20 protein-coding genes are annotated in these 21534 nt (G+C 42.7%); 6 read left to right on the forward strand and 14 right to left on the reverse strand.

From position 1 onward, the window contains the following. Positions 1–91: 91 nt before the first annotated feature. From LXO72_RS04280 to LXO72_RS04295, 4 genes are read right to left on the reverse strand one after another with little or no spacing between them, the layout of a single operon-like run. Complete coding sequence (locus LXO72_RS04280; RefSeq protein WP_061590743.1) at positions 92–925, reverse strand: carbohydrate ABC transporter permease; 834 nt, start codon at positions 923–925, stop codon at positions 92–94. 13 nt (positions 926–938) lie between these two features. Next, positions 939–1805 carry a carbohydrate ABC transporter permease gene (locus tag LXO72_RS04285; RefSeq protein WP_233331643.1) on the reverse strand — a complete coding sequence of 289 codons (867 nt, stop codon included), beginning with the start codon at positions 1803–1805 and terminating at the stop codon, positions 939–941. Positions 1806–1818: 13 nt separating this feature from the next. Next, positions 1819–3078 carry an extracellular solute-binding protein gene (locus tag LXO72_RS04290; protein WP_233331644.1) on the reverse strand — a complete coding sequence of 420 codons (1260 nt, stop codon included), beginning with the start codon at positions 3076–3078 and terminating at the stop codon, positions 1819–1821. Positions 3079–3092: 14 nt separating this feature from the next. Continuing rightward, positions 3093–5255 (reverse strand): alpha-galactosidase, encoded by a 2163-nt coding sequence (locus LXO72_RS04295; protein ID WP_233331645.1) that lies wholly within the window; start codon positions 5253–5255, stop codon positions 3093–3095. A 163-nt stretch (positions 5256–5418) separates the two neighbouring features. Between LXO72_RS04295 and LXO72_RS04300 the strand changes: the two genes are divergently transcribed. The 3 genes from LXO72_RS04300 (at position 5419) to birA (ending at position 8272) form a co-directional block, all read left to right on the forward strand. Continuing rightward, positions 5419–6252: an AraC family transcriptional regulator gene (locus tag LXO72_RS04300; protein ID WP_233331646.1), complete on the forward strand. Its 834-nt coding sequence runs from the start codon at positions 5419–5421 to the stop codon at positions 6250–6252. A 67-nt stretch (positions 6253–6319) separates the two neighbouring features. After that, positions 6320–7324: a LacI family DNA-binding transcriptional regulator gene (locus LXO72_RS04305; RefSeq protein ID WP_233331647.1), complete on the forward strand. Its 1005-nt coding sequence runs from the start codon at positions 6320–6322 to the stop codon at positions 7322–7324. A 6-nt stretch (positions 7325–7330) separates the two neighbouring features. Beyond that, positions 7331–8272, forward strand: coding sequence for a bifunctional biotin--[acetyl-CoA-carboxylase] ligase/biotin operon repressor BirA (birA, locus tag LXO72_RS04310; RefSeq protein ID WP_233331648.1), 942 nt, complete (start codon positions 7331–7333; stop codon positions 8270–8272). Positions 8273–9000: 728 nt separating this feature from the next. Here the strand turns inward: birA and LXO72_RS04315 are convergent. The 5 genes from LXO72_RS04315 to udk all read right to left on the reverse strand — a co-directional run bounded on the left by LXO72_RS04315 (position 9001) and on the right by udk (position 13111). Continuing rightward, positions 9001–9213, reverse strand: a complete 213-nt coding sequence (locus LXO72_RS04315; RefSeq protein WP_006596552.1) for a DUF3272 family protein — start codon at positions 9211–9213, stop codon at positions 9001–9003. 38 nt (positions 9214–9251) lie between these two features. Beyond that, on the reverse strand, positions 9252–10928 hold the full coding sequence (gene dnaX, locus LXO72_RS04320) for a DNA polymerase III subunit gamma/tau (protein WP_233331649.1): 1677 nt from the start codon (positions 10926–10928) through the stop codon (positions 9252–9254). Next, positions 10928–11425 carry a GAF domain-containing protein gene (locus tag LXO72_RS04325; RefSeq protein WP_061563827.1) on the reverse strand — a complete coding sequence of 166 codons (498 nt, stop codon included), beginning with the start codon at positions 11423–11425 and terminating at the stop codon, positions 10928–10930. The genes dnaX and LXO72_RS04325 overlap by 1 nt, the downstream gene beginning before the upstream one ends. Before the next feature lie 312 nt (positions 11426–11737). Then, positions 11738–12409, reverse strand: a complete 672-nt coding sequence (locus tag LXO72_RS04330) for a YoaK family protein (protein ID WP_233331650.1) — start codon at positions 12407–12409, stop codon at positions 11738–11740. Between the two features lie 66 nt (positions 12410–12475). Beyond that, complete coding sequence (gene udk / locus LXO72_RS04335) at positions 12476–13111, reverse strand: uridine kinase (protein WP_006597323.1); 636 nt, start codon at positions 13109–13111, stop codon at positions 12476–12478. Positions 13112–13318: 207 nt separating this feature from the next. Between udk and LXO72_RS04340 the strand changes: the two genes are divergently transcribed. After that, positions 13319–14296 (forward strand): Gfo/Idh/MocA family protein, encoded by a 978-nt coding sequence (locus LXO72_RS04340; protein ID WP_233331651.1) that lies wholly within the window; start codon positions 13319–13321, stop codon positions 14294–14296. A gap of 1 nt (position 14297) precedes the next feature. Then, positions 14298–15386: a DEAD/DEAH box helicase gene (locus tag LXO72_RS04345; protein ID WP_233331652.1), complete on the forward strand. Its 1089-nt coding sequence runs from the start codon at positions 14298–14300 to the stop codon at positions 15384–15386. A gap of 309 nt (positions 15387–15695) precedes the next feature. Here the strand turns inward: LXO72_RS04345 and LXO72_RS04350 are convergent, their stop codons facing one another. The 5 genes from LXO72_RS04350 to LXO72_RS04370 form a co-directional block, all read right to left on the reverse strand. Continuing rightward, positions 15696–17081 carry a polysaccharide deacetylase family protein gene (locus LXO72_RS04350; protein ID WP_048691392.1) on the reverse strand — a complete coding sequence of 462 codons (1386 nt, stop codon included), beginning with the start codon at positions 17079–17081 and terminating at the stop codon, positions 15696–15698. 194 nt (positions 17082–17275) lie between these two features. Beyond that, complete coding sequence (gloA, locus tag LXO72_RS04355; protein ID WP_023022851.1) at positions 17276–17662, reverse strand: lactoylglutathione lyase; 387 nt, start codon at positions 17660–17662, stop codon at positions 17276–17278. Positions 17663–18027: 365 nt separating this feature from the next. Next, positions 18028–19401, reverse strand: coding sequence for a sensor histidine kinase (locus tag LXO72_RS04360; RefSeq protein ID WP_233331653.1), 1374 nt, complete (start codon positions 19399–19401; stop codon positions 18028–18030). Continuing rightward, positions 19391–20065, reverse strand: a complete 675-nt coding sequence (locus LXO72_RS04365; protein WP_006596563.1) for a response regulator transcription factor — start codon at positions 20063–20065, stop codon at positions 19391–19393. The genes LXO72_RS04360 and LXO72_RS04365 overlap by 11 nt, the downstream gene beginning before the upstream one ends. 112 nt (positions 20066–20177) lie before the next feature. Next, the gene (locus tag LXO72_RS04370; RefSeq protein WP_195324102.1) at positions 20178–20774 is read right to left on the reverse strand and encodes a hypothetical protein; all 597 of its coding nucleotides are present in this window, start codon (positions 20772–20774) and stop codon (positions 20178–20180) included. Positions 20775–20983: 209 nt separating this feature from the next. Between LXO72_RS04370 and LXO72_RS04375 the strand changes: the two genes are divergently transcribed. Continuing rightward, entirely contained in the window at positions 20984–21526 is a 543-nt protein-coding gene (locus LXO72_RS04375) for a biotin transporter BioY (RefSeq protein ID WP_195324103.1), read from the forward strand. Positions 21527–21534 lie beyond the last annotated feature (8 nt).

Below are 21534 nucleotides of genomic sequence, written 5' to 3' on the forward strand. Positions count from 1 at the left end.
AGAGACCTAGCTTTCTTGAGTTTTTCTATTTTAGAATTGCTTTCTAGGATACGATTTAAATCAGCAAGCTGAATCGTCCCTTTGTATCTTATTATTTCACTGCGCCATTGCTCATTCCTGCGATGATATGGCGTTGGAAGAAGAGATAGACAATGGTGATACTGATAATGCCGACCACGTAAGAGGCAAAGCTTGGTCCGTAGTCGTTGAAATATTGGCCTGCGTAGTTGTATTGGAACAAAGGCAACGTCCACATTTTGGAATCCCGGTTCAAGACAAGGAGTGGCAACATAAAGTCATTCCAGAACCAAAGGGCATTGATGATCATGGTTGTCGCATGCATCGGTTTCATCATTGGGAAGATGATGCGGAAATAGGTTGTAAATTTATTAGCACCATCAATCTCAGCTGCTTCATCCAAACTTTCTGGGATCGAGATTTTGATATAGCCAACATAGAGAAAGAGGGTCTGTGGAATCGCATAAGTCAAGTAGAGCAAGATCAAACCAAAGGTGTTAGCCAAACCGAGTTTACTCATCATGACGGTAATTGGAATCATGATAACCTGGAATGGGACGAAGATACCAAGGATTAAGAGGGTATACATGATGGTAAAAGCTTTTCTCTTACTCATATTGCGGGCGATGGAGTAGGCTGCCATGGGGATAAAGATCATTACTGCAAGTAAAGACAAGACAGTGATGACGACAGAGTTCCAATAATAGCCTCCGATGCCATCCGCTAAGAGGCGACTAAAGTTATCCCATGTGAAGTTAGTTGGAAAGCCAAAGAAATTGTCTACGATATCCTTGGTGGGTTTGAAGGAACTAAAGAGGGTGGCAAGGAGCGGCACTAAAATCAGAACCGATCCTAGAATCAATAGAATGTATTTGCCAATCATGGCTTTTCTTTCATCTTGTTTCATCGTGCTTCTCCTCTTAAATTTCAAATTTCTTAGATACTCTCAATTGGATGATCGAAATCACTACAATTAAGAAGAACAAGATTACGGCAATGGCATTGGCATAACCGAATTGGTTGTTTTTAAAGGCATAGTTATAAACCAAAAGCCCAAGTGAGGTTGTGGCATTGTTTGGACCACCACCGGTCATGGCAAAGACTTGGTCAAAGGCAGTCAGCCCACCTTTTAGAGCTAGGATAAAGACCATAGAGACACTTGGTAGCAAGTAAGGCAATTCAACATTCCAGAAGACTTGCGTGCTAGTCGCGCCATCGATCTTCGCAGCTTCTGTAATCTCAGTTGGGATGGATTGCAGACCAGCTAAGAAGATAATGATGGGCATAGCCACCCCTTGCCAAAGAAGGACAAAGACAGCCGCAAAGATCGCTCCCCACTTAGTCCCTAAAAGACTGGTTTGGAGAAACTCAATATGAAGGGCATTCCCAATCGCTGGAAGACCGTAGTTGAAGACTTGCTTGAAGATCAAAGCCACTGTCAAACCAGACAAAACAGCTGGGAAGAAGAACCAAGCACGGAAGAAGGTTTGGCCTTTGATTTTAGAGTTCAAGACACGCGCGATAAAGATCCCAAGTGCAATCTCACCAACCACCATGGCAATCGTAATGATTGCGGTAAAGCCAATCGCATTCATGAATTTTGGATCCATGAAGAGGAGCTTAAAGTTGTTTAAGCCGACAAATTTGTAGTTATACGTCAATCCTGTCCAGTTGGTAAAACTGTAAAAGGCTCCTTGAAACATCGGCACATAGAAGAAAATTGCTTGTAACAAGAGGGGGATGACCACAAAAGCCCATGCCCAATATTTTTGTAATACTTTTTTCATAGTCTCTCTACTCCTAATCCACATCCGCTTTCATCGGGTTAAAGAAGGCATTCAAATCATTAACCATGCCTTGTTTATCACCGGTCAAGACATAGTTCATGGTCAAGGTATGGAAATCTGCTTCACTGGTCCAGTATTGTTGCAACCAGACTAAGTGACGATCCGTAAAGGCGTATTCGGTCATACCAGCAAGCGGTGAATCTTCTCCTGCTTGTTTGACCCCTTCGATCGCTGTTGGAGATCCGTCCACATCGTAGTATTTTTGCATGACTTCTGGACGGGTCATGTATTCCACAAAGGCATTGGCTTCTTTTGGATGTTTGGTAGTGGCTGAGATAGACCATGCCAAGTCACCAGCACCAACAGTTAAGCTTTGTCCTTTTTCTTTTCCTGGAATCATGAAGGTTCCAACCTTAAAGTTCGGTTTTTGTTCATTAATCGCTGTGATCGCCCAAGACCCATTTGGTGTCATGAGGACATCCCCACGTGCGAATGCTCCGATGACATCGGTATAGCCAGCACCTTCCCAGTTCTTTTGTTTAGAACCATCAATGCGAAGGATATCCATGACCTTGATATCATCTTTCATGATCGGATCAGACAATTTAATGGCATTTGGTTGAGAATAACGAAGGTATTGATTGGCTTCTTTTCCTCCACCTGTTGCTGTCGCAAAGGCTAATTGATTGTAACCATTGAGTGTCCAAGCATCTGCACCTGCAATTCCAAATGGTGTTTGTCCTTTAGCAACGATGTCTTTGACTAACTGTTCAAATTCATCCCAGGTTTCAGGAACCTTCAAGCCCAGTTCTTCGAATTTATCTTTGTTGTAGTAAATTCCATAAGCATTAGCTGTAAAAGGAACGTTGTAAACTTTTCCGTTTACAGCATATTTTTCAGCGTAGCCATTTTTCACGCGTTTCAGATAGTCTTTGTTGCTCAAATCTTCAAAGACACCTGCTTTTGCCCATTCTTGTAGTTCGATGGACTGTGGGTATATATTAACCACATCTGGCACATCTCCTGCGAGGACACGTGTTTTCAATACTTCACCACCGTTCGGTACATTGACAACTTTGACCTTGACCTTTGGGTTTTCCTTTTCAAAATCACGCGCGATTTCTTCCAAAGTTTTAGTCATTTCTTTTTTCTGGTTGAAATACTCGATGGTCACTGTGCCATCCGCCGATTTTCCATCGTTGGAGCAAGCACCGAGCCCAAACAAGGCTAAGCCTGTTGTCGCAAGAAGTCCGATTTTTTTATACCATTTCATTTGGCTGTCTCCTTTTATTTTTTGACAAAAACATATTGTTTAGTGAGGAAATCTCCCTGAGGAAGAACGACGGTTAAGCCGGCATACATGAGCTCAGCTCCTGAATAGACTTGGTTGGTCCCTTCTAAGCTATAGAGCGCATCTTCTTCCAAACCTTTGAGCTTCAGAGTTGGCTCGATCTCCTCAACCGTTGATAAGACCCGTACATAGGTTACAACCGTACGGTCTTGATAAGTGAACTGGACGGCTGCTTGATTGCTACCATGACCTGGATTGATCAAGCGGTAGTGTTTTCCGAACTGAACAAGGGGTCGAATCGTTTTGTAATGAGCAACTTGATCTGCGATCCGATCCAACTCTTCTTGAGAAAGGCTGGTCAGATCCAATTCATAGCCTAGATTTCCCATCATGGCTACATGACCACGCGTTTCTAGTGGTGTGATCCGTCCCATCTGATGATTTGGCACCGCTGATACGTGAGCTCCCATAGAAATAGTTGGATAGAGATAACTAGATCCATACTGGATCGGAAGTCTGGCAATGGCATCCGTATTGTCACTCGCCCAGACCTGTGGGAAGTAACGCATCATCCCCAGGTCATTACGACCACCACCACCTGAGCAAGACTCAAAGAGGATGTGCTCGTATTTCTCCGTCAAGTACGAAACCACTTCATAGAGACCCAAGATATAAGCATGGGATTGCATCTTGGTTTCCAGGTAGGTTTTCCCATTTCCAAGCTTGGTGATATTGCGGTTCATATCCCATTTGATATAGTCGATCTCATGGTTTCCAAGTAAGTCATCCAAGACCTGCTTGATATAAGCCACTACTTCTTTATTGGAGAAATCAAGCACTAGTTGATTCCGTGAATAGGTGTGTTCGTAACCTGGGACTTGAATAGCCCAGTCCGGATGAGCCCGGTAGAGGTCGCTATCAACAGAAATCATTTCTGGCTCCACCCAAAGGCCGAATTGAAGTCCCTTGTCATGGATGCCTTGGATCAATTCTGCTAGACTTCCACCTAATTTTTCTTCATTGACGGACCAATCACCAAGGGCCCGATTGTCATCATAACGATTGCCAAACCAGCCATCATCAAGAACAAAGAGTTCAATCCCCACTTTTTGAGCTTCGTCTGCTAGCTCCAATAATTTGTCTTTTTTGAAATCAAAGTAGGTCGCTTCCCAGTTGTTGATAAGAATTGGACGTTCTTTATGGGCAAACTGGCTAGGAATGATATGGTTTTGGACAAATGCTTGACTCTCTTGACTGAGAGCGGTCAATCCCTTATGGGAGTAGGTGATCATTGCTACTGGCGTATCAAAGCTCTGATTTGGTTCCAATTCCCAAGAGAAGTTTTCAGGATTGATCCCCAGTCCAACCCGAACTTCATTGAGTTGATTTTTCTGAACAAATCCTTCAAAATTTCCACTGTAGAGCAGTTGGAAGGCCAGAGCAGAGCCCGCATCTTCTGTCACTTCATGATCTGCAAGGATGAGGGCCGGAGTCTGGGCGTGTCCAGAAGCACCACGGTTGGAGCTGATGGAGAAGATTCCTTGCTCCACTTGCTGACGGCGAACTGTTTTTTCTCTCGCATAGGCTCCTTGCAGAGTGATGATATCGTAATCACTGGCTGGCAGATCGGCCAACACACTAAGAGCCTTGTGGATTACGACATTTTCATCACTACAGTTTTCAATCTTTGAGAAGCTAGTGATGGTTGCCCGATCCTCATAGGCGGTGTAGTAGAGGGTCAAACGAAGGGCCGCTTGATCATCTTCAAAGACCAGTGCCAAGGTTTCAGCCTGATCTACTGAGTGAGGGTTCGGAAGACAGGTCGCCTCGACACTACCAGAATAGATGTTGGCTCCAACATAAAGAAAATCTGTCACTTCTGTAACACCGTGTTGGATCTTGATCGATGGTTTTCGAAAATCTCCTAGCCCGTGCTGTCCCAAGATCTGTCGCTGGGTATCCAAGCTAAAAGTTCGATTGTCAGGTGTTGGATTTCCAGCGAAAGCATGGTCCTTCTCATGCACCGTATTGGAAAAATGATAGGACGGAATTGGGCGCCCTAGATGCTTGAGCATCAAATAGCCATCGCGATTTTCAAGGATGAGACTCAGTCCTTTACTCTCTATATAGAACAAATTTTGTTCAATACGTATTGCCATATCTTCCTCCCCTTGGTTCCTATAAAATATCACTATGTATTTTTAAATTCAGTTACAATATCTTTTTTTCATTTACATGTCTTTATTTTACTAGTTGTAAACGCTTCCGAAAATAGAATTTTGTTGGGCATATATGGTAAAATGTTAGGTAGGAGGTTCAGCTATGTTAGTCTTTTCTGAATACCAAACCGACACCATTGATCTAGCCCTTGATTTTTACGGCTACGAAGATTGCCCGAAGAACTACGAATTCGGACCTAGCGTCCGTGACAATTTTGTTCTGCATTTTATCACCAAGGGAAAAGGTGTCTTTCACATCAATAAAAATGAAATCCATTTAGAAGCCGGGGATCTCTTCCTTCTCCCTAAAAATATGGTAACCTACTACCAGGCAGACGCAGAAGATCCTTGGTCCTACTACTGGATTGGGATTAGCGGCACCAAGGTGAGTGATTTCATGCGCTTTTCAACTCTTCATGCCAAAGGCTTTCTAAAGAAAGATGAAGTGGACACAGAGCGGATCGGGCTGTTTATGGAGCAACTCGTCCACAAGGCAGAGGTTTCAAAGATGACCTCGCACTACCAACTCCACCTTCTCTCGCAAATCTACGAACTGCTATTTCTTATCAGTGAAGTGGCTCCTGATAGCTATCGGAACGATCCATCACCAACCTATCAACTCTATCTGACCTGCAAGCATGTGATTGAGACGCATTACAATAAAGAGCATCTAAGTATTCAAGAGATCGCTGATGACCTCAATGTCCATCGGTCTTACCTGACAACTGTTTTTAAGGAGTTTCACCAGATCTCTCCCAAAGAATTCCTGCACTCGGTCCGCATGCAACGTGCCCAGCAATTGCTGACCAACACAGACGAGAGCATCAAGATTGTGGCTTACTCTGTTGGCTTTTCAGACCCTCTCTATTTTTCAAAGGCGTTTAAGGCCTATAGCCAACTGACTCCTAGCCAATATCGTAACAAACATAAAATTTAGTAAAAATTTATTTCCTTTTACTAGTATTTAGAGTATACTGGAACTAACAAGCAATAAAGGATGAACTATGGCTACTATTAAAGATATTGCTCAAGAAGTCGGAGTATCTCAAGCAACTGTCTCTCGTGTCCTCAATCAGGATCAAAACCTATCCGTTAGTGATACAACTCGGAAACTGATCTTTGAAACGGCTGAGAAACTCCATTACCAAAAGAAACAGCGAAAAAATAACCCTCTTCAAAGCAAGCGCTACCGTATTGCTATTTTAGAATGGGTGACCGAAGAGGAAGAGTTAGAGGACCTTTATTACTACTCTATTCGCGTTGGGATTGAAAAACAAGCCCAAGAACTCGGGCATGAAATCTTCCGTGTCTTTAACTTAGAGGATTGGGGACCTCTTGAAAAAGCTGACGGAATTATCGCTCTAGGTAAATATAGCCCAGAAACCATCCGTCAACTTGAAAGCTATCAGAAAAAACTCGTCTTTGTGGACTCCAATACTTTAGTATATGGCCATACCTGTGTCATGACAGATTTTGAAACATCTGTCTACCAAGCGCTAGCTTACTTGATAGAATCTGGTCACAACCAGATTGGTCTCCTTGTTGGACAAGAAACGACCGCCGATAATCGTCCTCTTCAAACTGATCCCCGTTACTTGAGTTTTAAGTACTTTCTAGAAGAGAAAGAGCTCTATCAACCAGACTATATCCGAGTGGGCCACTTCTCAAGTGACTCTGGCTATGAAATGATGAAAGAATTAATTGATGAATTGGGAGATCGACTTCCGTCAGCCTTTTTTATGGCCAGCGATGCCTTGGCTGTTGGGGCTCTTCGTGCCCTCCAAGAAGCTAGCATTCCGGTTCCAGATCAGGTCAGTCTCATCTCCTTTAATGACACCTCGATTGCTAAGCATGTCTATCCGCCACTTTCTACCGTCACTGTCTATACGGAAGAAATGGGGAAACAGGCCATTCACAGTCTGTTACAAGACCTTCAAAGAGGAGATTCAGGTGTTCCAACTATGCATACTCTGGCCACTCGTCTTACCATCCGTGAAAGCACACGTTAAGAAACTATGAAAACACACGAAATTTTATACCAAACCTTGGCACAAGCTCAAGACTATGTCAACGGCGAACAACTAGCCCAAGAAATGGGACTGTCTCGCACCTCTATCTGGAAGGCCATTCAGCGTCTAGAAAAGGAAGGCATTGAGATTGAGTCCGTTAAAAAACGAGGCTACAAGATTCTTTCCGGAGATCTCCTAATTCCTCAAGTTATCGAGGAGCATTGTCCTCTAACAGTCTCCTACAATCCTCATTCCCAATCCACTCAATTGGACGCTAAGAATGCTATGGAAGCTGGGGGAAACTCCTCTACCCTTTATCTGGCTCCCTATCAAACGGCTGCTAAAGGACGTTTTGGCCGCGACTACTTCTGTCCTTCTCAAGGGGGGATCTATATGTCGCTCCACCTCAAACCCAATCTCCCCTTTGATCAAGCTCCCGCCTATACCCTCATGGTCGCAGCTGCTATCTACAAGGCTCTGAAAAATCTAGCCTTATTGGATGTCGATATTAAGTGGGTAAATGATATCTACTACAAGGGGAAAAAAGTCGGAGGCATTCTGACTGAAGCCATCAGCTCCATCGAAACAGGCCTCATCACAGATGTTATCATTGGTATCGGACTTAATTTTGCCATCACCAATTTCCCTACAGAACTGAAGGACAAGGCTGGTTCCCTCTTTGACTCCCAGCCTCCCATTACTCGCAATGAACTGATTGCTGAGATTTGGAAGGAATTTTTCAATAGTCCAGAGGAGGAGCTGATCTACCTCTACAAGCAACGCTCACTAGTTCTTGATAAGGAAGTCCGCTTCGAACAAAATCAGACCAGCTACCAAGGTCTGGCCAAGGATATCTCAGACAGTGGACAACTACTAGTCCAACTGGAGGACGGCCAAGAACGCTGGCTTAATAGTGGCGAAATCTCCCTCAAACAGTGGGATCTATAAAACAGAGCCAACAGCTCAAAAAAGAATCTGAGACAAAACATTTCTCAGACTCTTTTGTGTGAAGACAGATCAAAACTTTTTAAACCAATTCTTGATATACTCTAAGCATATATCCAGTAAGAATTTGATAAATAATAATACAATTCCAATCTTCACAAACATGTAATATTTAAATGTGGTGTCTTCAAATTCACTCACAAAAATCGGAAAGTTTAAAATATTATACTCATTGATAAGAAAATAAAGTGAGATACAAATGGATAAAACCAACGCCACTATAAAAATTTTTTTATGTATTTGCATATTTTACCCTTTTCCTTTCTTGTTTTACAACATTAAATACCAATCACCAATTTTATATATCCTGATTAATTCTTTTATTCCCCTTTCTATCAGGCTATTTTAATAGTTTTTATACCTTCATCATATACCAATTTCAAAATAATTCAAGTCTGTTTTTCTAATCATTTTTATGATATAATAATAAAGTTCGAATGATAAACAAAATAACTCAGCAACAATCCCAACAAATGTTATAAAATTAACTTTTTAGATAGCACCATGATATACTTAAGGTGCTTAAAAATTTAAGAATTGTATGCATAAAGAAAACACACCTGGTGGGTACTGACCCCAAAAAGTTAGACAATTAATTTATCCAAAGGATTTAGTTCTGTATTGCACAGGACTAAGTCCTTTTCTAAAACAAAATAAGCACCAATCGGTGCTTATTTTTTATACTTATCTCGTTTTTTCTGATTAAGCTGTTGATCGATACTTTCGACCAACTTTCCTAAGATATAGCTGACTTGTAAATTTCTCAATATCAAGAGAGCCCAAAAGATAGCTGCCAGGTAGCTTTCCCTCATCACAGCATCATTAAAAAAATAGGTTTCTAAGGCTGTAAAGATAGCCATAGTCCAAAATTGACGTTTATTCATATTGTTATTCTACCATGATTTTCTGGAAAAAGCACATCCTAGTCTTCCTGAACTATAATTTTATCAGAGAGGAAATCGAAGCCCTCCGGAATGACGGACTCTTCTGCCACTTCTGCCTCTTCCTTGTGACCACGAGCTTTCTTAGAGAATTCCGCCCGAACCTGGGTCCATTCCTCCATTGAAATAGCCAGAATCTCCGGAGAGAAACCTGCCGTATTGCTTAAAATATTGCCAAACATGGTATTGAGGTTATCTCGCTTCATGGTCTGTTCGGCATTAAAGGCAGACTCAAAAGCTAAAATCGCATGGCGTTCATTGGCCGCAACCGGCTGTGAACCAACCAGTAAAGCCCTATCTGCCCCTGCTAGGCTTTCAATAATTTCCCCCCAAGCATTCTGTAGGCGAATGAGATTGTTACGGGCTAAATCTGGATTTTCAACTGCTTCTTGTAAGATAGCTTGAAGCTTATTACGGTCCACTCGATAGCCCTTGCTAGACTTCTGAGGACGAGCAGGGCTTGATTTAGCTACAGGAGCCCCACTCGCTACTTGAGCCAACTGATTCTTCAGAGACTCGACTTCTCTTTTGAGCTGGTCTACTTGTGCCAAAAAATCTGCTGGAAGAGCCACTTGGCTAGCCGAAGGGCCCTCACCCTTGTATTCTGCCAAACGAATGGTCATCATCTCCGTATAGATTTTCGGCTGCAGGCTGTTTTTGATATCCGCTAAACTCCTTGTCGCAAGATCAATCCAAGCAAAGAGGGTGGCTTGTGGAATGGCTAGATTCTGATTAAATCGCTCACTGACATGGAGATTTTCCCCACCTGTCTGAACGATCAAGAGATCCCGTAAATACTGCAAGAGGTCCGTCACAAAGCGGGCCATGTTTTTCCCATTATCAAAGATCAGGTTCAACTGGTCCAAGGCAGCTGTTGCATCTTGTGTTGACAAGGCTACAACATAGAGATCTAAAGCTTCTTGACTGATGGAACCTGTGATTTCTTCAGCCGTCGCAGTGGTCAATTGGGCACCAGCTGTCAGGCTGAGGGCCTGGTCCAAAATGGACAAAGCATCCCGCATCCCACCTTCTGCCCGACAGGCAATAATGGCTACAGCTTCTTCTTCGTAATCAATCCCTTCTTTATCCAAAACAGCTTTTAGGTGGTCTTGAATGGCTGGCGTCTTAATGGATTTGAACTCAAAGCGTTGAACCCGTGAAAGGATGGTTGCTGGAATCTTGTGCAATTCCGTTGTTGCTAGTATAAAGACTACATTTTCTGTTGGTTCTTCCAAGGTCTTGAGAAGAGCATTAAAGGCTCCCGTCGAGAGCATATGGACCTCATCGATAATATAGACCTTATGAGGAGCTAAACTAGGCGCATAGGTAGATTTATCGCGGATATCTCGGATCTCATCTACCCCATTATTTGAGGCTGCGTCAATCTCGATAACATCCTCTAAACTGCCATTGGTAATGGCTTCACAGATATAGCAATCATTACAAGGCTCTCCCCCTTTTTGGTTGGGGCAGTTCATCGCCTTGGCAAAGATTTTTGCCACACTGGTCTTCCCCGTCCCACGAGGTCCAGAAAAGAGATAGGCATGGCTAATTTTCCCCTGTTCGACAGCTTGTCGAAGGGTCGTCGCAATAACCTCCTGCCCTACAAGTTGGCCAAAGGTCTGGCTACGGTATTTACGATAGAGGGCTTGATACATTAGTCTACTACTCCAAACATCCTAAAATTCCAATTTGTTTTTTCAAGCAAGATAGCTACAAAACGTTCCAAATAAAGGCGATCCAGGTCGTCATAATCTCCCACTTGGTCCGAATCTAGATCCAACACTCCCAGCAACTGGTCTTTCAAGACCATGGGAACCACAATCTCACTCATGGCGCGACTGTCACAAGAGATATAATTGGCATGCTGGGTCACATCCTCAATTACCAGCGTCTCTCTTTTCTCTGCTGCTTCTCCACAGACACCTTTTCCTAAGGCAATGTGGACACAGGAAACCTGACCTTGAAAGGGGCCTAAAATCAGCTCTTTTTGATCATAAAGATAAAAACCTGCAAAGACCGAATGAGGGAGGGCTTGATTGAGCAAAGCACTGGCATTGGATAAATTGGCCAAGGCATTGCTTTCACCCTCTAAAAGAGCTTCTAACTGGGCTAGTAAGAGTTGGTAACGTGATTCTTTTTCCTGTATATTCATAACCTTTATTATACCAAACTTTAGTTAGAAAATTAAGTATTTACAACGGAGCAACCTTTGATAACAACCCAGCTTGCCATCAGAAGTATCCAGCAAATATTCCCAATTAAAAGAGAGTGGGACAAAAATCGGTCATTCGTTAGAATTCGATTTCGTCGTCCCACCTCTGCACAGTTGAGTAGGGCTGTAAAAGCTGATGAAATCAGCGTAGTAGAGCCCACTCAACCACTGCGTCTTGCTCGATAATCCAAAGAAAATTTAGAGGCTAGGACTTTTGTCCCAGCCTCGATTGATCAAACTGTTTGAATGTGACTAGATATCCCTTCGAACATATTGAATCGCCCGATAAGAGAGAAAGAGGGTCAGAACAAGGGAAACAAACCAGATGGCCCGAAGGCCGTAATATTGGATGAGGAAGGTGGAAAGAATAGCCCCTCCCACAAAGCTCCCAATCAAAGAAGTCATAAAGAGAGACTCCCAGAAAAACTCCATCTTCCTCTCCCGTACAAAACTTCCATAGGCAACCATGGTCTTCTTGAGATTCCCTGTCATAAAAGAATGGTTGTAGGCGTAACCATCTACTTCTCCAAAGGAAATGGCTACAATCCCCAAGCTTAGCCCAAAGAAAGGTACAATTAGAACATTGGGCACTTCTTTGGGAAGAAATCCTGCCACCAAGGTCGTCAAAACAAAGGGAACCAAGGTACTGAGTCGCCAAACGGAATGGCTAAAGAAGCGTTGAAAGACGGTCATCAAGAAAATCCCGATCATAAAGGCCAACATGGTGGCTAGTTTGACCTCCACATCCGCGATTTCATGGCCAATTAAACCAACAGATAGAAAGACCACGTTTCCCGTTTGGCCCGCGGCCAAGGTCCCTCCTCTTTCGATAAAGGTGTAGGCATCTGAAAAACCTGCACACATGGTCAGTAGGCAGGCAAAGGCCTTACTTCTGGAGTGAAACTCCCTTCTTAACTTTTTCATATTTCCCCCTATTTGTCATGGAAAAGAGGCTGGGACACTACTTCCTAACCTCTCTCACTTGTTATCTTATCCTTCACGTGATTCGCTCAAAATCTTCTCAATCTTGGTCGTAATCAAATCAATGGCTACAGTATTGGTCACGCCTTCTGGAATGATAACATCCGCATAACGCTTGGTTGGCTCGATAAACTGATGGTACATCGGCTTCACCACTCCCAAGTACTGCTCGATGACGCTGTCCAAACTCCGACCGCGCTCTTCCATATCTCGCTTAATCCGGCGAATGATGCGTACATCATCATCGGTATCAACGAAAATTTTGATATCCATCAAGTCACGAAGACGCTTGTCCTCCAAGACCAAAATCCCCTCAACGATAAAGACATCCTGAGGCTCTTGACGATAGGTCTTAGAACTACGCGTGTGCTCTGCGTAGTCATAAGTAGGAATATCAACCGGACGGCCAGCCAACAACTCATTGATTTGCTCAATCATGAGGTCTGTATCAAAGGCAAAAGGATGGTCATAGTTGGTCTGAATCCGCTCTTCAAAGGTTAGATGACTTTGATCCTTGTAATAAGAATCGTGCTCAATCATAGCAATCTTTTCATCTGGAAAGTGGGACAAAATTGCACGAGAAACACTGGTTTTTCCCCCACCAGAACCACCTGTTACACCGATAATAATTGGTCTGTTTCGCATCTTCTTCTCCATTTTCTATAATCCTATTTATTCTATCACAAAAGCGGTCACTTGACCACGACTTGAACCATTTTTCTATGGCTTTCATCCAAAATCAAAGAAGGATCTCCTTTCCCCTTCCGTCCCAGTTCGAAAGGCCCATTCCATCTTTTTAGGGTGAAACATGATATAATGAAACCAGTAAATACCTGATTGAAAGGAGCTGCCATGCTGAAACTTGGTATCATCGGCACCAGTGCCATCTCTCATTCCTTCCTGGCCGCAACAAAAGAAACAGGCCACTATGAGTTAAGGGCAGTCTATTCGCGGACCTTAGGGAAGGCTAGTAGCTTCGCCCAACCCTATGGACAAGTGGCCCTCTATGATGATCTAATTGCCTTTTTAGATAGTGACCTGGATGTCATCTACATTGCTAGTCCCAATTCACTCCACTATCCTCAGGCAAAGTTAGCCCTTCTAGCTAAGAAACATGTCATTCTTGAAAAACCAGCCGTCACTACTCCCAAGGAATGGGAAGAGTTGGTTAAATTGGCCAAGGAGCACCAGGTCTATCTCTTTGAAGCAGCTCGCAACTATCATGAAAAAGCCTTTGCGACCATCCAAGACTTTCTCAAAGACAAGACCATCTTGGGTGGCCACATGACCTATGCCAAATACTCCTCTAAAATGCCCGAACTCCTAAAAGGGTCTACTCCCAATATTTTCTCTGACCAGTTTGCAGGCGGAGCCCTTATGGATCTGGGTGTCTATCCCCTCTACTTTGCCATCGGCCTCTTCGGTCAACCTGAATCAGTAACCTATCAGGCGCGGCAATTGCCTAATTCAATCGATTTGAACGGACATGGTAGCTTGGTTTATTCTGACTTTGTCATCGGCATTCAAGCCGGCAAAGATGTGACCAGCAATCTTCCTGCTGAAATCTACACAACAGATGGCACCCTCTTTCTGAGTGGCATTGAAGCCGTTAACGAGGCTGTTTTTCAAGACCATTCTGGAATCAGCTACCAGCTTCTAATCACTCCTGCCCCTCATAACATGCTAGAAGAAGCCCAGGCCTTTGCTAGTATGATGACAGAAGGCGACCAGATACTTTACCAGACTTGGCTCCAAACCGGACAAATGGTCCATCAAGCCCTCTATGCTATGCGCCAAGATGCTGGAATACACTTTAAGGACGAAAACTAATATGACACTAGCATTCCCACCGCTCTGGCAAGAGCAACTCAAAACCCTCGGCTTTGAGCAACTCACTGAAATCCAAGAACGCCTCTTTGAGCCGATAACCCAAGGGGAGAACGTACTTGGAGTCAGCCCGACAGGAACTGGGAAGACTCTGGCCTATCTCTTCCCTAGTCTTCTCAAGCTAAAGCCTAAAAAAGCACAACAATTACTGATCCTCTCCCCCAATACAGAGTTGGCCGGACAAATCTTTGATGTCACTAAACAATGGGCAGAGCCTCTTGGACTCAGTGCTCAACTTTTCCTTTCTGGCTCTAGTCAAAAACGGCAAATCGAACGCCTCAAAAAAGGACCCGAAATTCTCATCGGAACTCCAGGCCGTATTTTTGAGTTGATCAAGCTCAAGAAAATCAAGATGATGAATGTCGATACCATCATCCTGGACGAATTTGACCAACTTTTCAGCGACTCTCAGTATCACTTTGTCGACAAGATTTGCCACTACGCGCCACGAGATCATCAATTTATCTATATGAGTGCAACGACCAAGTTTGATCCAGAGCAAATCGAGCCCAATACCCTGACCATTCAGGTAGAAGGGCAAAGCTTGGACAATATCCAGCACTTCTATATGGAAGTGGACAAGCGAGAAAAGGTTGAACTCCTCAGAAAACTCTCCAATGTCGAAGACTTTCGTGGTCTCGTTTTCTTCAATAGCTTGTCCGACCTGGGGAGCGCTGAAGAAAAACTCCAGTACCGAGAAGTCAGTGCTGTCTCACTTGCCAGTGACGTTAATGTCAAGTTCCGTAAAGTCATTCTGGAACGCTTTAAGGATAATCAGCTGACACTCCTTCTGGCAACAGATTTGGTAGCGCGAGGGATTGATATCGACTCTCTAGAATGTGTCGTCAACTATGAAGTCCCAAGAGATGCTGAAACTTACATCCACCGATCTGGGCGTACAGGACGCATGGGCAAAGAAGGCTATGTCATCACCTTGGTTAGTCATCCAGAAGAATTAAAAAGTTTGAAAAAATTAACCTCTGTTCGTCCTTTGATCCTTAAGGGAGCTCAACTCTATATAGGGGAAGAATAAGAAAATCGTTCGTAGTATTACGAACGATTTTTAATGTAGACAAACTATTGTTTTACATAAAACAGCTGGATAATTTTCAAAAAACAACTTATATTTTTAGTCATTTAAGAATATGAAAAAAACTTTCCGCCGTGAGAAAAGTGCCTGAAACACAATCGTTTCAGGCACTCGGAATTATTGAGACCTTAGGCTCAATAATTAGTCATGGAACTTCTACGAAGTTCGCTGACGTCCGTACTCACCTAAGGAAAGTTTTTAAAATTACTTTATCTTCAATCTGAGTCGTTCGTAACATTACGAACGATTTTTTTAATTACGATTGTAATAAAGGCGATGAGTTTCCACTTGGTGGTTTAAGAGTTCATCAACCGTCACAATGGTGTAGCCTTGCGATTGAAGGTATTGGATCACAGCTGGGAGAGCATTAATAGAAGTTTGGTGAATATCATGCATCAGGATAATTGATCCTGGTTTGACTTGTTTTTTCACCTCTGCTAAGATTGCTTCGGTGTTATGACTCTTCCAATCCAAGGTATCCACATCCCACATGATAAAGGCTTGATCCACTGCATATTGAATGGCACTATTAATCGAACCATAAGGAGGACGAGTAATCTTCGTTTGCACTCCAGTCACCTTTTGAATCACTTCTTTGGTATCCATGATTTCTTTTTGAGCTGACTCCAAAGGCAACTTAGTTAAGACAGGATGGTTCCAAGTATGGATCCCGATTTCATGTCCTTCCTGACGGACCCGTTTAGCCACTTCAGGATAGGCTGAGACATTCTTCCCAAGCATAAAGAAAGTTGCTTTAACATGGTACTTGTTAAGGATATCCAGGGCTTGAGGAGTCGTCGTTGGATCTGGACCATCATCAAAAGTCAAGGCAACCATCTTAGCGTGACGTTGGGTTTGGTAGGCCTCATAAGCTTCACGATCTCCAGGATTCAGGCGAGCAGAATCAATCACATCATAGAGCTTCGAAAGGGGCATATCGAAGGTTTCCATGCCCTCAATAGTAACTGGAAGTGTGATAGAAAGAACCCCTTGATTGTAGGTGAACTGCCAACTTGCTATATCACTTGCTGAGACAGCTTGCATCAGCTCTTCAATTCGATCTTCCCCTAACTGTAGGAAGACCAGCTGAGAGCGCAACTCTGTTAAGAGGGTTTCTTTGGCTAAATCAGCATCCGTAAACAATTGGGAGAATTGGAAGACCGTCCCCTCATCCGTTAGATAAAGGAGGGGAAGTTTGTCAATCCCATCTTTGATGAACTTACCGTTTTTCCACTTGTACTGGGTCTTCTTCACCTGATAAGGGTGAACCCCGACAAATGGGTCCTCTGAGCGTTCGGTATGATAGAACAATAGCTCTTTTGCTTGCTGATTCTTCTTCTCTTCTTGGGGAAGAGAGCCTACGTCAGCCAAAATTCTCTCTTTGACCACTGCGATAGGTTCTTCGTTATTTTTCGGGTAGTAGGCAGCAACATAAGATTGACCGACCATTCCTTTTTGAAGAATGGTATCTTTGTCTTTTTCAACTGCTTCTTCTTCCTGGATTGCTTTGGAAAACTGTTGATTATAATTTTTGATAGCGCGTGCTTCCTCAATCTTCTGATAAGCAAGATAAATCCCTCCGATAAAAAGGAGGTTGAGGAGGATGAGAATAAGTATTTTCAAGTAGGATTTCTTCATACTCTTATTATAGCAATTTTATCACCAAAAAACAGTAGAAAACTCTAGAATCTAGAAAATAAAACCTAAAATATGATAGGGAAATTAAAGTAGCTCAGTCCTATCTCCTGTCACTTTGAACCGGCAACTTTCAAGCAGAAAAAAAGAACAGATGTGGTCACATCTGCTCTTTGTCACAAGTTATATGATGCTGATTATAAGGACTTTTCACGAATCACTTCGACTTTGTAGCCATCTGGGTCCACAATAAAGTAATAGTTTGGAAGAGTTCCTGGCAAGCCTTTAGGATCTGTTACTTGGTAACCTTTTTCCTTATGCTCCGCATGAAGGGCTTCAAGGTCTGGCGTACTCAAGGCAACATGGGCAAAGCCATCTCCAATGACGTAAGGACCATGATCATAGTTGTAAGTTAATTCCAACTCATAGTCATCCCCTTCTAAACCAAGATAAACAATCGTAAATTTGTATTCAGGAAAATCTTTGCGACGCAATTCCTTAAAGCCAAACGCATCTGCATAAAAAGCAATTGATTTTTCTAAATTCTCCACTCGCAAACAAGTGTGTAACATTTTTGAAGCCATACGACACCTCTTTCTTTTTTTACTATTATACACTAGTCAGGCAAAAATAGCGATTATTTGAAATAGATGAAAAAGCTGAGGATTCCTCAGCCTAAATTATCGAAAAACTTATGTTATATAAAATAAGCCAAGTTATTCTAAAAAATAAGAACAACTCCTTATTATGAGCGCCATCCATGTAGGTTCTGAAACTTTCCGCCGTGAGAAAAGTGCTTGAAACAGTTATGTTTCAAGCACAAGGGAGTTTTGAAACCTTAGGTTCAAAACTAAGTCATGGAACTTCGTAGAAGTTCGCTGACGTCCCTTCTCACCTTTGGAAAGTTTTAGAAGTCTTTTGCTTCATCTAAGTTAAAGATTCCTCAGCTTTACTTGTTTTTCGTTGATTTAGAAGTTGATTTCTTTTTACTATCTGACTTGGTTGCTAGTTTGACCTCGAAAATAGCACCTTTCGGCTTGTTATCTCGAACAGTAATGGTGCCATTAAAGGCTTCTACGATTTGCTTGGCTAAGGACAGTCCTAAACCAAAACCACCCTTTTGACGCGTACGCGCCTTATCCACTCGGTAGAATCGATCAAATATCCGCTTTTTATCTTCGTCTGCAATCCCTGGTCCATTATCCTCTACCCGAAGATAGAGATAGCGATCCTTGAATTGGGCGACAAACCGTATCTTTCCTTCTTCCTCTGTGTATTTGAGGGCATTGTCATACAAAATGGTCATCAGCTGTTTCAGTAGGACCTTGTCAGACACCAGACTCCTTTCGACCTGATTCTCATACTCGAAGATTTTATCATTTTCCTCGGCAATGATTTCATAATTGGCAAAGGTTTGGTCGAAAAAAGAAGGAGGGATTTCACAAAACTCAGGTTTAATCCCATCATCTCGACGGGCTAAGTTTAAGAGATTGGTCGTCAGTAAGCGCATATTGCGAACCTCATCCAAAGAGGAGGCGATATTCTCACTGGATTCCATAATTGTTGCCTCTGGTTTTCGGAACAGGGTTTCCAAACGATTTTGCAAAACTGCTAAAGGTGTCCGCAATTCATGAGAAGCATTTTCGACAAATGCCTTCTGCCGATTCATACTCTCTAAGAGAGGTTTCACACTGATTTTAGCCAGAAAGATACTTGCAAAGAGGGAAATGCCCCAGAAGCAAATCATGACCAAGGCGATTTGGCTCTCGTGTTTTTCACTGGTCTGCTCCAACTGGCTAATATTGGTCATGATCACGGCATATTTCACCCCATCGATATAATCATCAGGGTCAATATCCACCAAATAAGCCCGGTAACTTTCCTTCTGCTTATAATGATTGGTAATTTGAATCTGCTTGATCTTGTTTAAATAGCTGCGACTAAAGGTCACTGTTTTTAGATCCAGGAAACCATTATCCGTCGTCACATTTTCAAAATTATCATTCAAGAGGATGGCTGTACTATTAGAAGTGACCGATGGTCTAGGGCCATCCTCGGGACCAAGTTCATCATCTTCTGGTCGGTCATCATCTGGTTCGTCTCTTCCCATTCCATTTCCTGTACGATTGGCCAAGCTAATAATAGAATAACGATCTTTACTCAGCATCTTTAAATTTTCATCAACCGTTGTATACAGACTTGACCGCATCACTTGAATAATAATCAAGGTCATGGTTGAGAAAATCAAGGTAAAGAGTCCGAAATAGCGGATGAAATAAGAAAAGTCATCCGCATTGACAGTTTTTTTAATTTTATTGAGCATCTTTCAGAATGTACCCCACGCTACGCAATGTTTGGAGATTTTTTGCAAAGTCTGTTCCTTTTAACTTCTTACGAATCTTAGAAACATACACTTCGACAACCGAGATAGTCGTATCGCTATCAAATCCCCAAAGTCGATCAAAGATTTGTGTCTTGGGCAGGATAACATTTTGATTTTGAAGGAAATAGACCAAAAGATCAAATTCTTTACCTAATAGCTCCACTTCTTTCCCTTCAACAAGCGTAGAATTTGTCGAAAGATTAACGGTTACATTCCCATAAGAAAGGGTATTTTCATTGACCTTACCAGAGCGCTTCAGCAATGCTTGGATCCGCATCTTGAGTTCTTCTAGGTAGAATGGCTTGGTCAGATAGTCATCTGCCCCTAACTCAAACCCATGGCCCTTATCGTCCAAACTCTCTTTGGCTGTCATAATCAATACTGGAGTGGAGACACCCTTATCTCTCAATTCTTTCAGAACTTGAAAACCATCTTTTTCAGGAAGCATGAGGTCAAGCAAAATCAAGTCGTAGATCCCACTTTCAGCCTCGTAAAGGCCTTCGTCTCCATCAAAGACCTGCATGACATCTGCAAAGTCATCTAAAAAATCAAATACTGAATTAGACAAACCGAGGTCGTCTTCGACTAATAGAATCTTAATCATGTGTACTTCTCCTTCTCATTCTTCCACACAAGGATGATGAGTATTTTCTACTCTATTATAACATGACAAGGCCTTATTCAGTAGCATTCAGATAGCGATTTCAACTTTTTTCTTAGCCTACTGTCCCTGTCTCATCCTTTGATGAATTGTTTGTATTACTAGACGATTTTTTTGAATTGGACTTCTTAGAGGACTTTTTACTCGGTTTACCATTTTGTTGCTTGTCTTGTTGACCTTGAGGCCCACCATCTTGTCGTGGTTGGCCATTCCTATTCCCTTGTCCTGGTCCACCGTTTTGGCCATCTTGCGGGGGCATACCGCCTGGTCCACCACCAAAGCCATCTTGTCCTTGACCACCTTGTGGTCCCTCTCCTTGTGGTGGTTGGCCATTCATTTGTCCTTGTCCTGGTCCGCCATTTTGTCCATCAAAACCTTGTGAGTTAGAAGGTCCATTTTGTTCTTGATGATTCCCCTGGCCATTTTGTCCTTGAGAATTTTGGGCAGGCTGGTTACTATTTTGTGTAGCTACCGCTGCTTGTTGGCGTTGGGAAGTTGTATTGGCTGTCGCCAACATTCCCAAGCCAAATCCACCAGTCATCCCAACGATGAGTCCTCCTGTTGCTGCAGCAGTTGCCCACCACTTAGGACTTTTCTTAACGACAATCATTTTTTCAGTTCTTTCTTGCTTTTGTTCATTCGAAGCTTGCATTCTTTCCATTCCTTAAATTATTTATTTAAACAAGGCCTTTGTTTAGATAGAGATAGTTTACCGATTCTTCCTTAATCGTGACTAAATTTTTTCTTAAATTTTCCTAAAATGAGGATGGAGACAATTGTCACAGCTGAATAGAGGACTTGACAGGCTTGCCTTCTTTTTTGTAGAATAGTTACCATAAAAATAAAGCGAGGTTTACTGTTTTGAAAAAAATAGAATCAATGACATTAATTGCCCTTGGAGCAGCACTGATTGCTGTCTTATCTCCATTTCAAATCCCCCTTGGCCCCATTCCAATCACGCTTCAAACTTTAGCAATCGGCTTGATTGCTAGCATCTATCGCCCTACAGAAGCCACTCTTTCTGTTCTCATTTACCTTCTCTTAGGTGCTATTGGCCTTCCCGTCTTTTCAGGTGGTCACGGAGGCATCAGCGCCTTCTACGGTCCCACTGCTGGATTCCTTTTCTTCTTCCCTCTTCGAGCTTTGGTGACTTCTATCTTCGCTGGCCAAAAGGGACAACCCATTCGCATCTTCCTTGCTAACGCCTTAGGGGAAGTCGTTCTCTTTATTGGGGGGGCCTTAGGTTTTATGCTCATTACCCACCAGAGTTTGGATCTCACCGTAAAACTGGTCGTCCTACCTTTTGTATTACCAGATTTGATTAAGATGACTTTGACAACGGTTTTCGCAGTTATTCTCTATCGCAATCTCAAACATCTCCCATATTTCAAAAAAGCAAAATAAAAACTCTT

The organism is Streptococcus sp. XMC (genome assembly GCF_021341835.1).
Lineage (GTDB): Bacteria > Bacillota > Bacilli > Lactobacillales > Streptococcaceae > Streptococcus.

What these genes read in the sequence shown, in the direction of transcription:
- LXO72_RS04280 (WP_061590743.1), bottom strand. Translation starts at nt 925, where the DNA reads ATGAAACAAGATGAAAGAAAAGCCATGATTGGCAAATACATTCTATTG.
- LXO72_RS04285 (WP_233331643.1), bottom strand. Translation starts at nt 1,805, where the DNA reads ATGAAAAAAGTATTACAAAAATATTGGGCATGGGCTTTTGTGGTCATC.
- LXO72_RS04290 (WP_233331644.1), bottom strand. Translation starts at nt 3,078, where the DNA reads ATGAAATGGTATAAAAAAATCGGACTTCTTGCGACAACAGGCTTAGCC.
- LXO72_RS04295 (WP_233331645.1), bottom strand. Translation starts at nt 5,255, where the DNA reads ATGGCAATACGTATTGAACAAAATTTGTTCTATATAGAGAGTAAAGGA.
- LXO72_RS04300 (WP_233331646.1), top strand. Translation starts at nt 5,419, where the DNA reads ATGTTAGTCTTTTCTGAATACCAAACCGACACCATTGATCTAGCCCTT.
- LXO72_RS04305 (WP_233331647.1), top strand. Translation starts at nt 6,320, where the DNA reads ATGGCTACTATTAAAGATATTGCTCAAGAAGTCGGAGTATCTCAAGCA.
- birA (WP_233331648.1), top strand. Translation starts at nt 7,331, where the DNA reads ATGAAAACACACGAAATTTTATACCAAACCTTGGCACAAGCTCAAGAC.
- LXO72_RS04315 (WP_006596552.1), bottom strand. Translation starts at nt 9,213, where the DNA reads ATGAATAAACGTCAATTTTGGACTATGGCTATCTTTACAGCCTTAGAA.
- dnaX (WP_233331649.1), bottom strand. Translation starts at nt 10,928, where the DNA reads ATGTATCAAGCCCTCTATCGTAAATACCGTAGCCAGACCTTTGGCCAA.
- LXO72_RS04325 (WP_061563827.1), bottom strand. Translation starts at nt 11,425, where the DNA reads ATGAATATACAGGAAAAAGAATCACGTTACCAACTCTTACTAGCCCAG.
- LXO72_RS04330 (WP_233331650.1), bottom strand. Translation starts at nt 12,409, where the DNA reads ATGAAAAAGTTAAGAAGGGAGTTTCACTCCAGAAGTAAGGCCTTTGCC.
- udk (WP_006597323.1), bottom strand. Translation starts at nt 13,111, where the DNA reads ATGCGAAACAGACCAATTATTATCGGTGTAACAGGTGGTTCTGGTGGG.
- LXO72_RS04340 (WP_233331651.1), top strand. Translation starts at nt 13,319, where the DNA reads ATGCTGAAACTTGGTATCATCGGCACCAGTGCCATCTCTCATTCCTTC.
- LXO72_RS04345 (WP_233331652.1), top strand. Translation starts at nt 14,298, where the DNA reads ATGACACTAGCATTCCCACCGCTCTGGCAAGAGCAACTCAAAACCCTC.
- LXO72_RS04350 (WP_048691392.1), bottom strand. Translation starts at nt 17,081, where the DNA reads ATGAAGAAATCCTACTTGAAAATACTTATTCTCATCCTCCTCAACCTC.
- gloA (WP_023022851.1), bottom strand. Translation starts at nt 17,662, where the DNA reads ATGGCTTCAAAAATGTTACACACTTGTTTGCGAGTGGAGAATTTAGAA.
- LXO72_RS04360 (WP_233331653.1), bottom strand. Translation starts at nt 19,401, where the DNA reads ATGCTCAATAAAATTAAAAAAACTGTCAATGCGGATGACTTTTCTTAT.
- LXO72_RS04365 (WP_006596563.1), bottom strand. Translation starts at nt 20,065, where the DNA reads ATGATTAAGATTCTATTAGTCGAAGACGACCTCGGTTTGTCTAATTCA.
- LXO72_RS04370 (WP_195324102.1), bottom strand. Translation starts at nt 20,774, where the DNA reads ATGCAAGCTTCGAATGAACAAAAGCAAGAAAGAACTGAAAAAATGATT.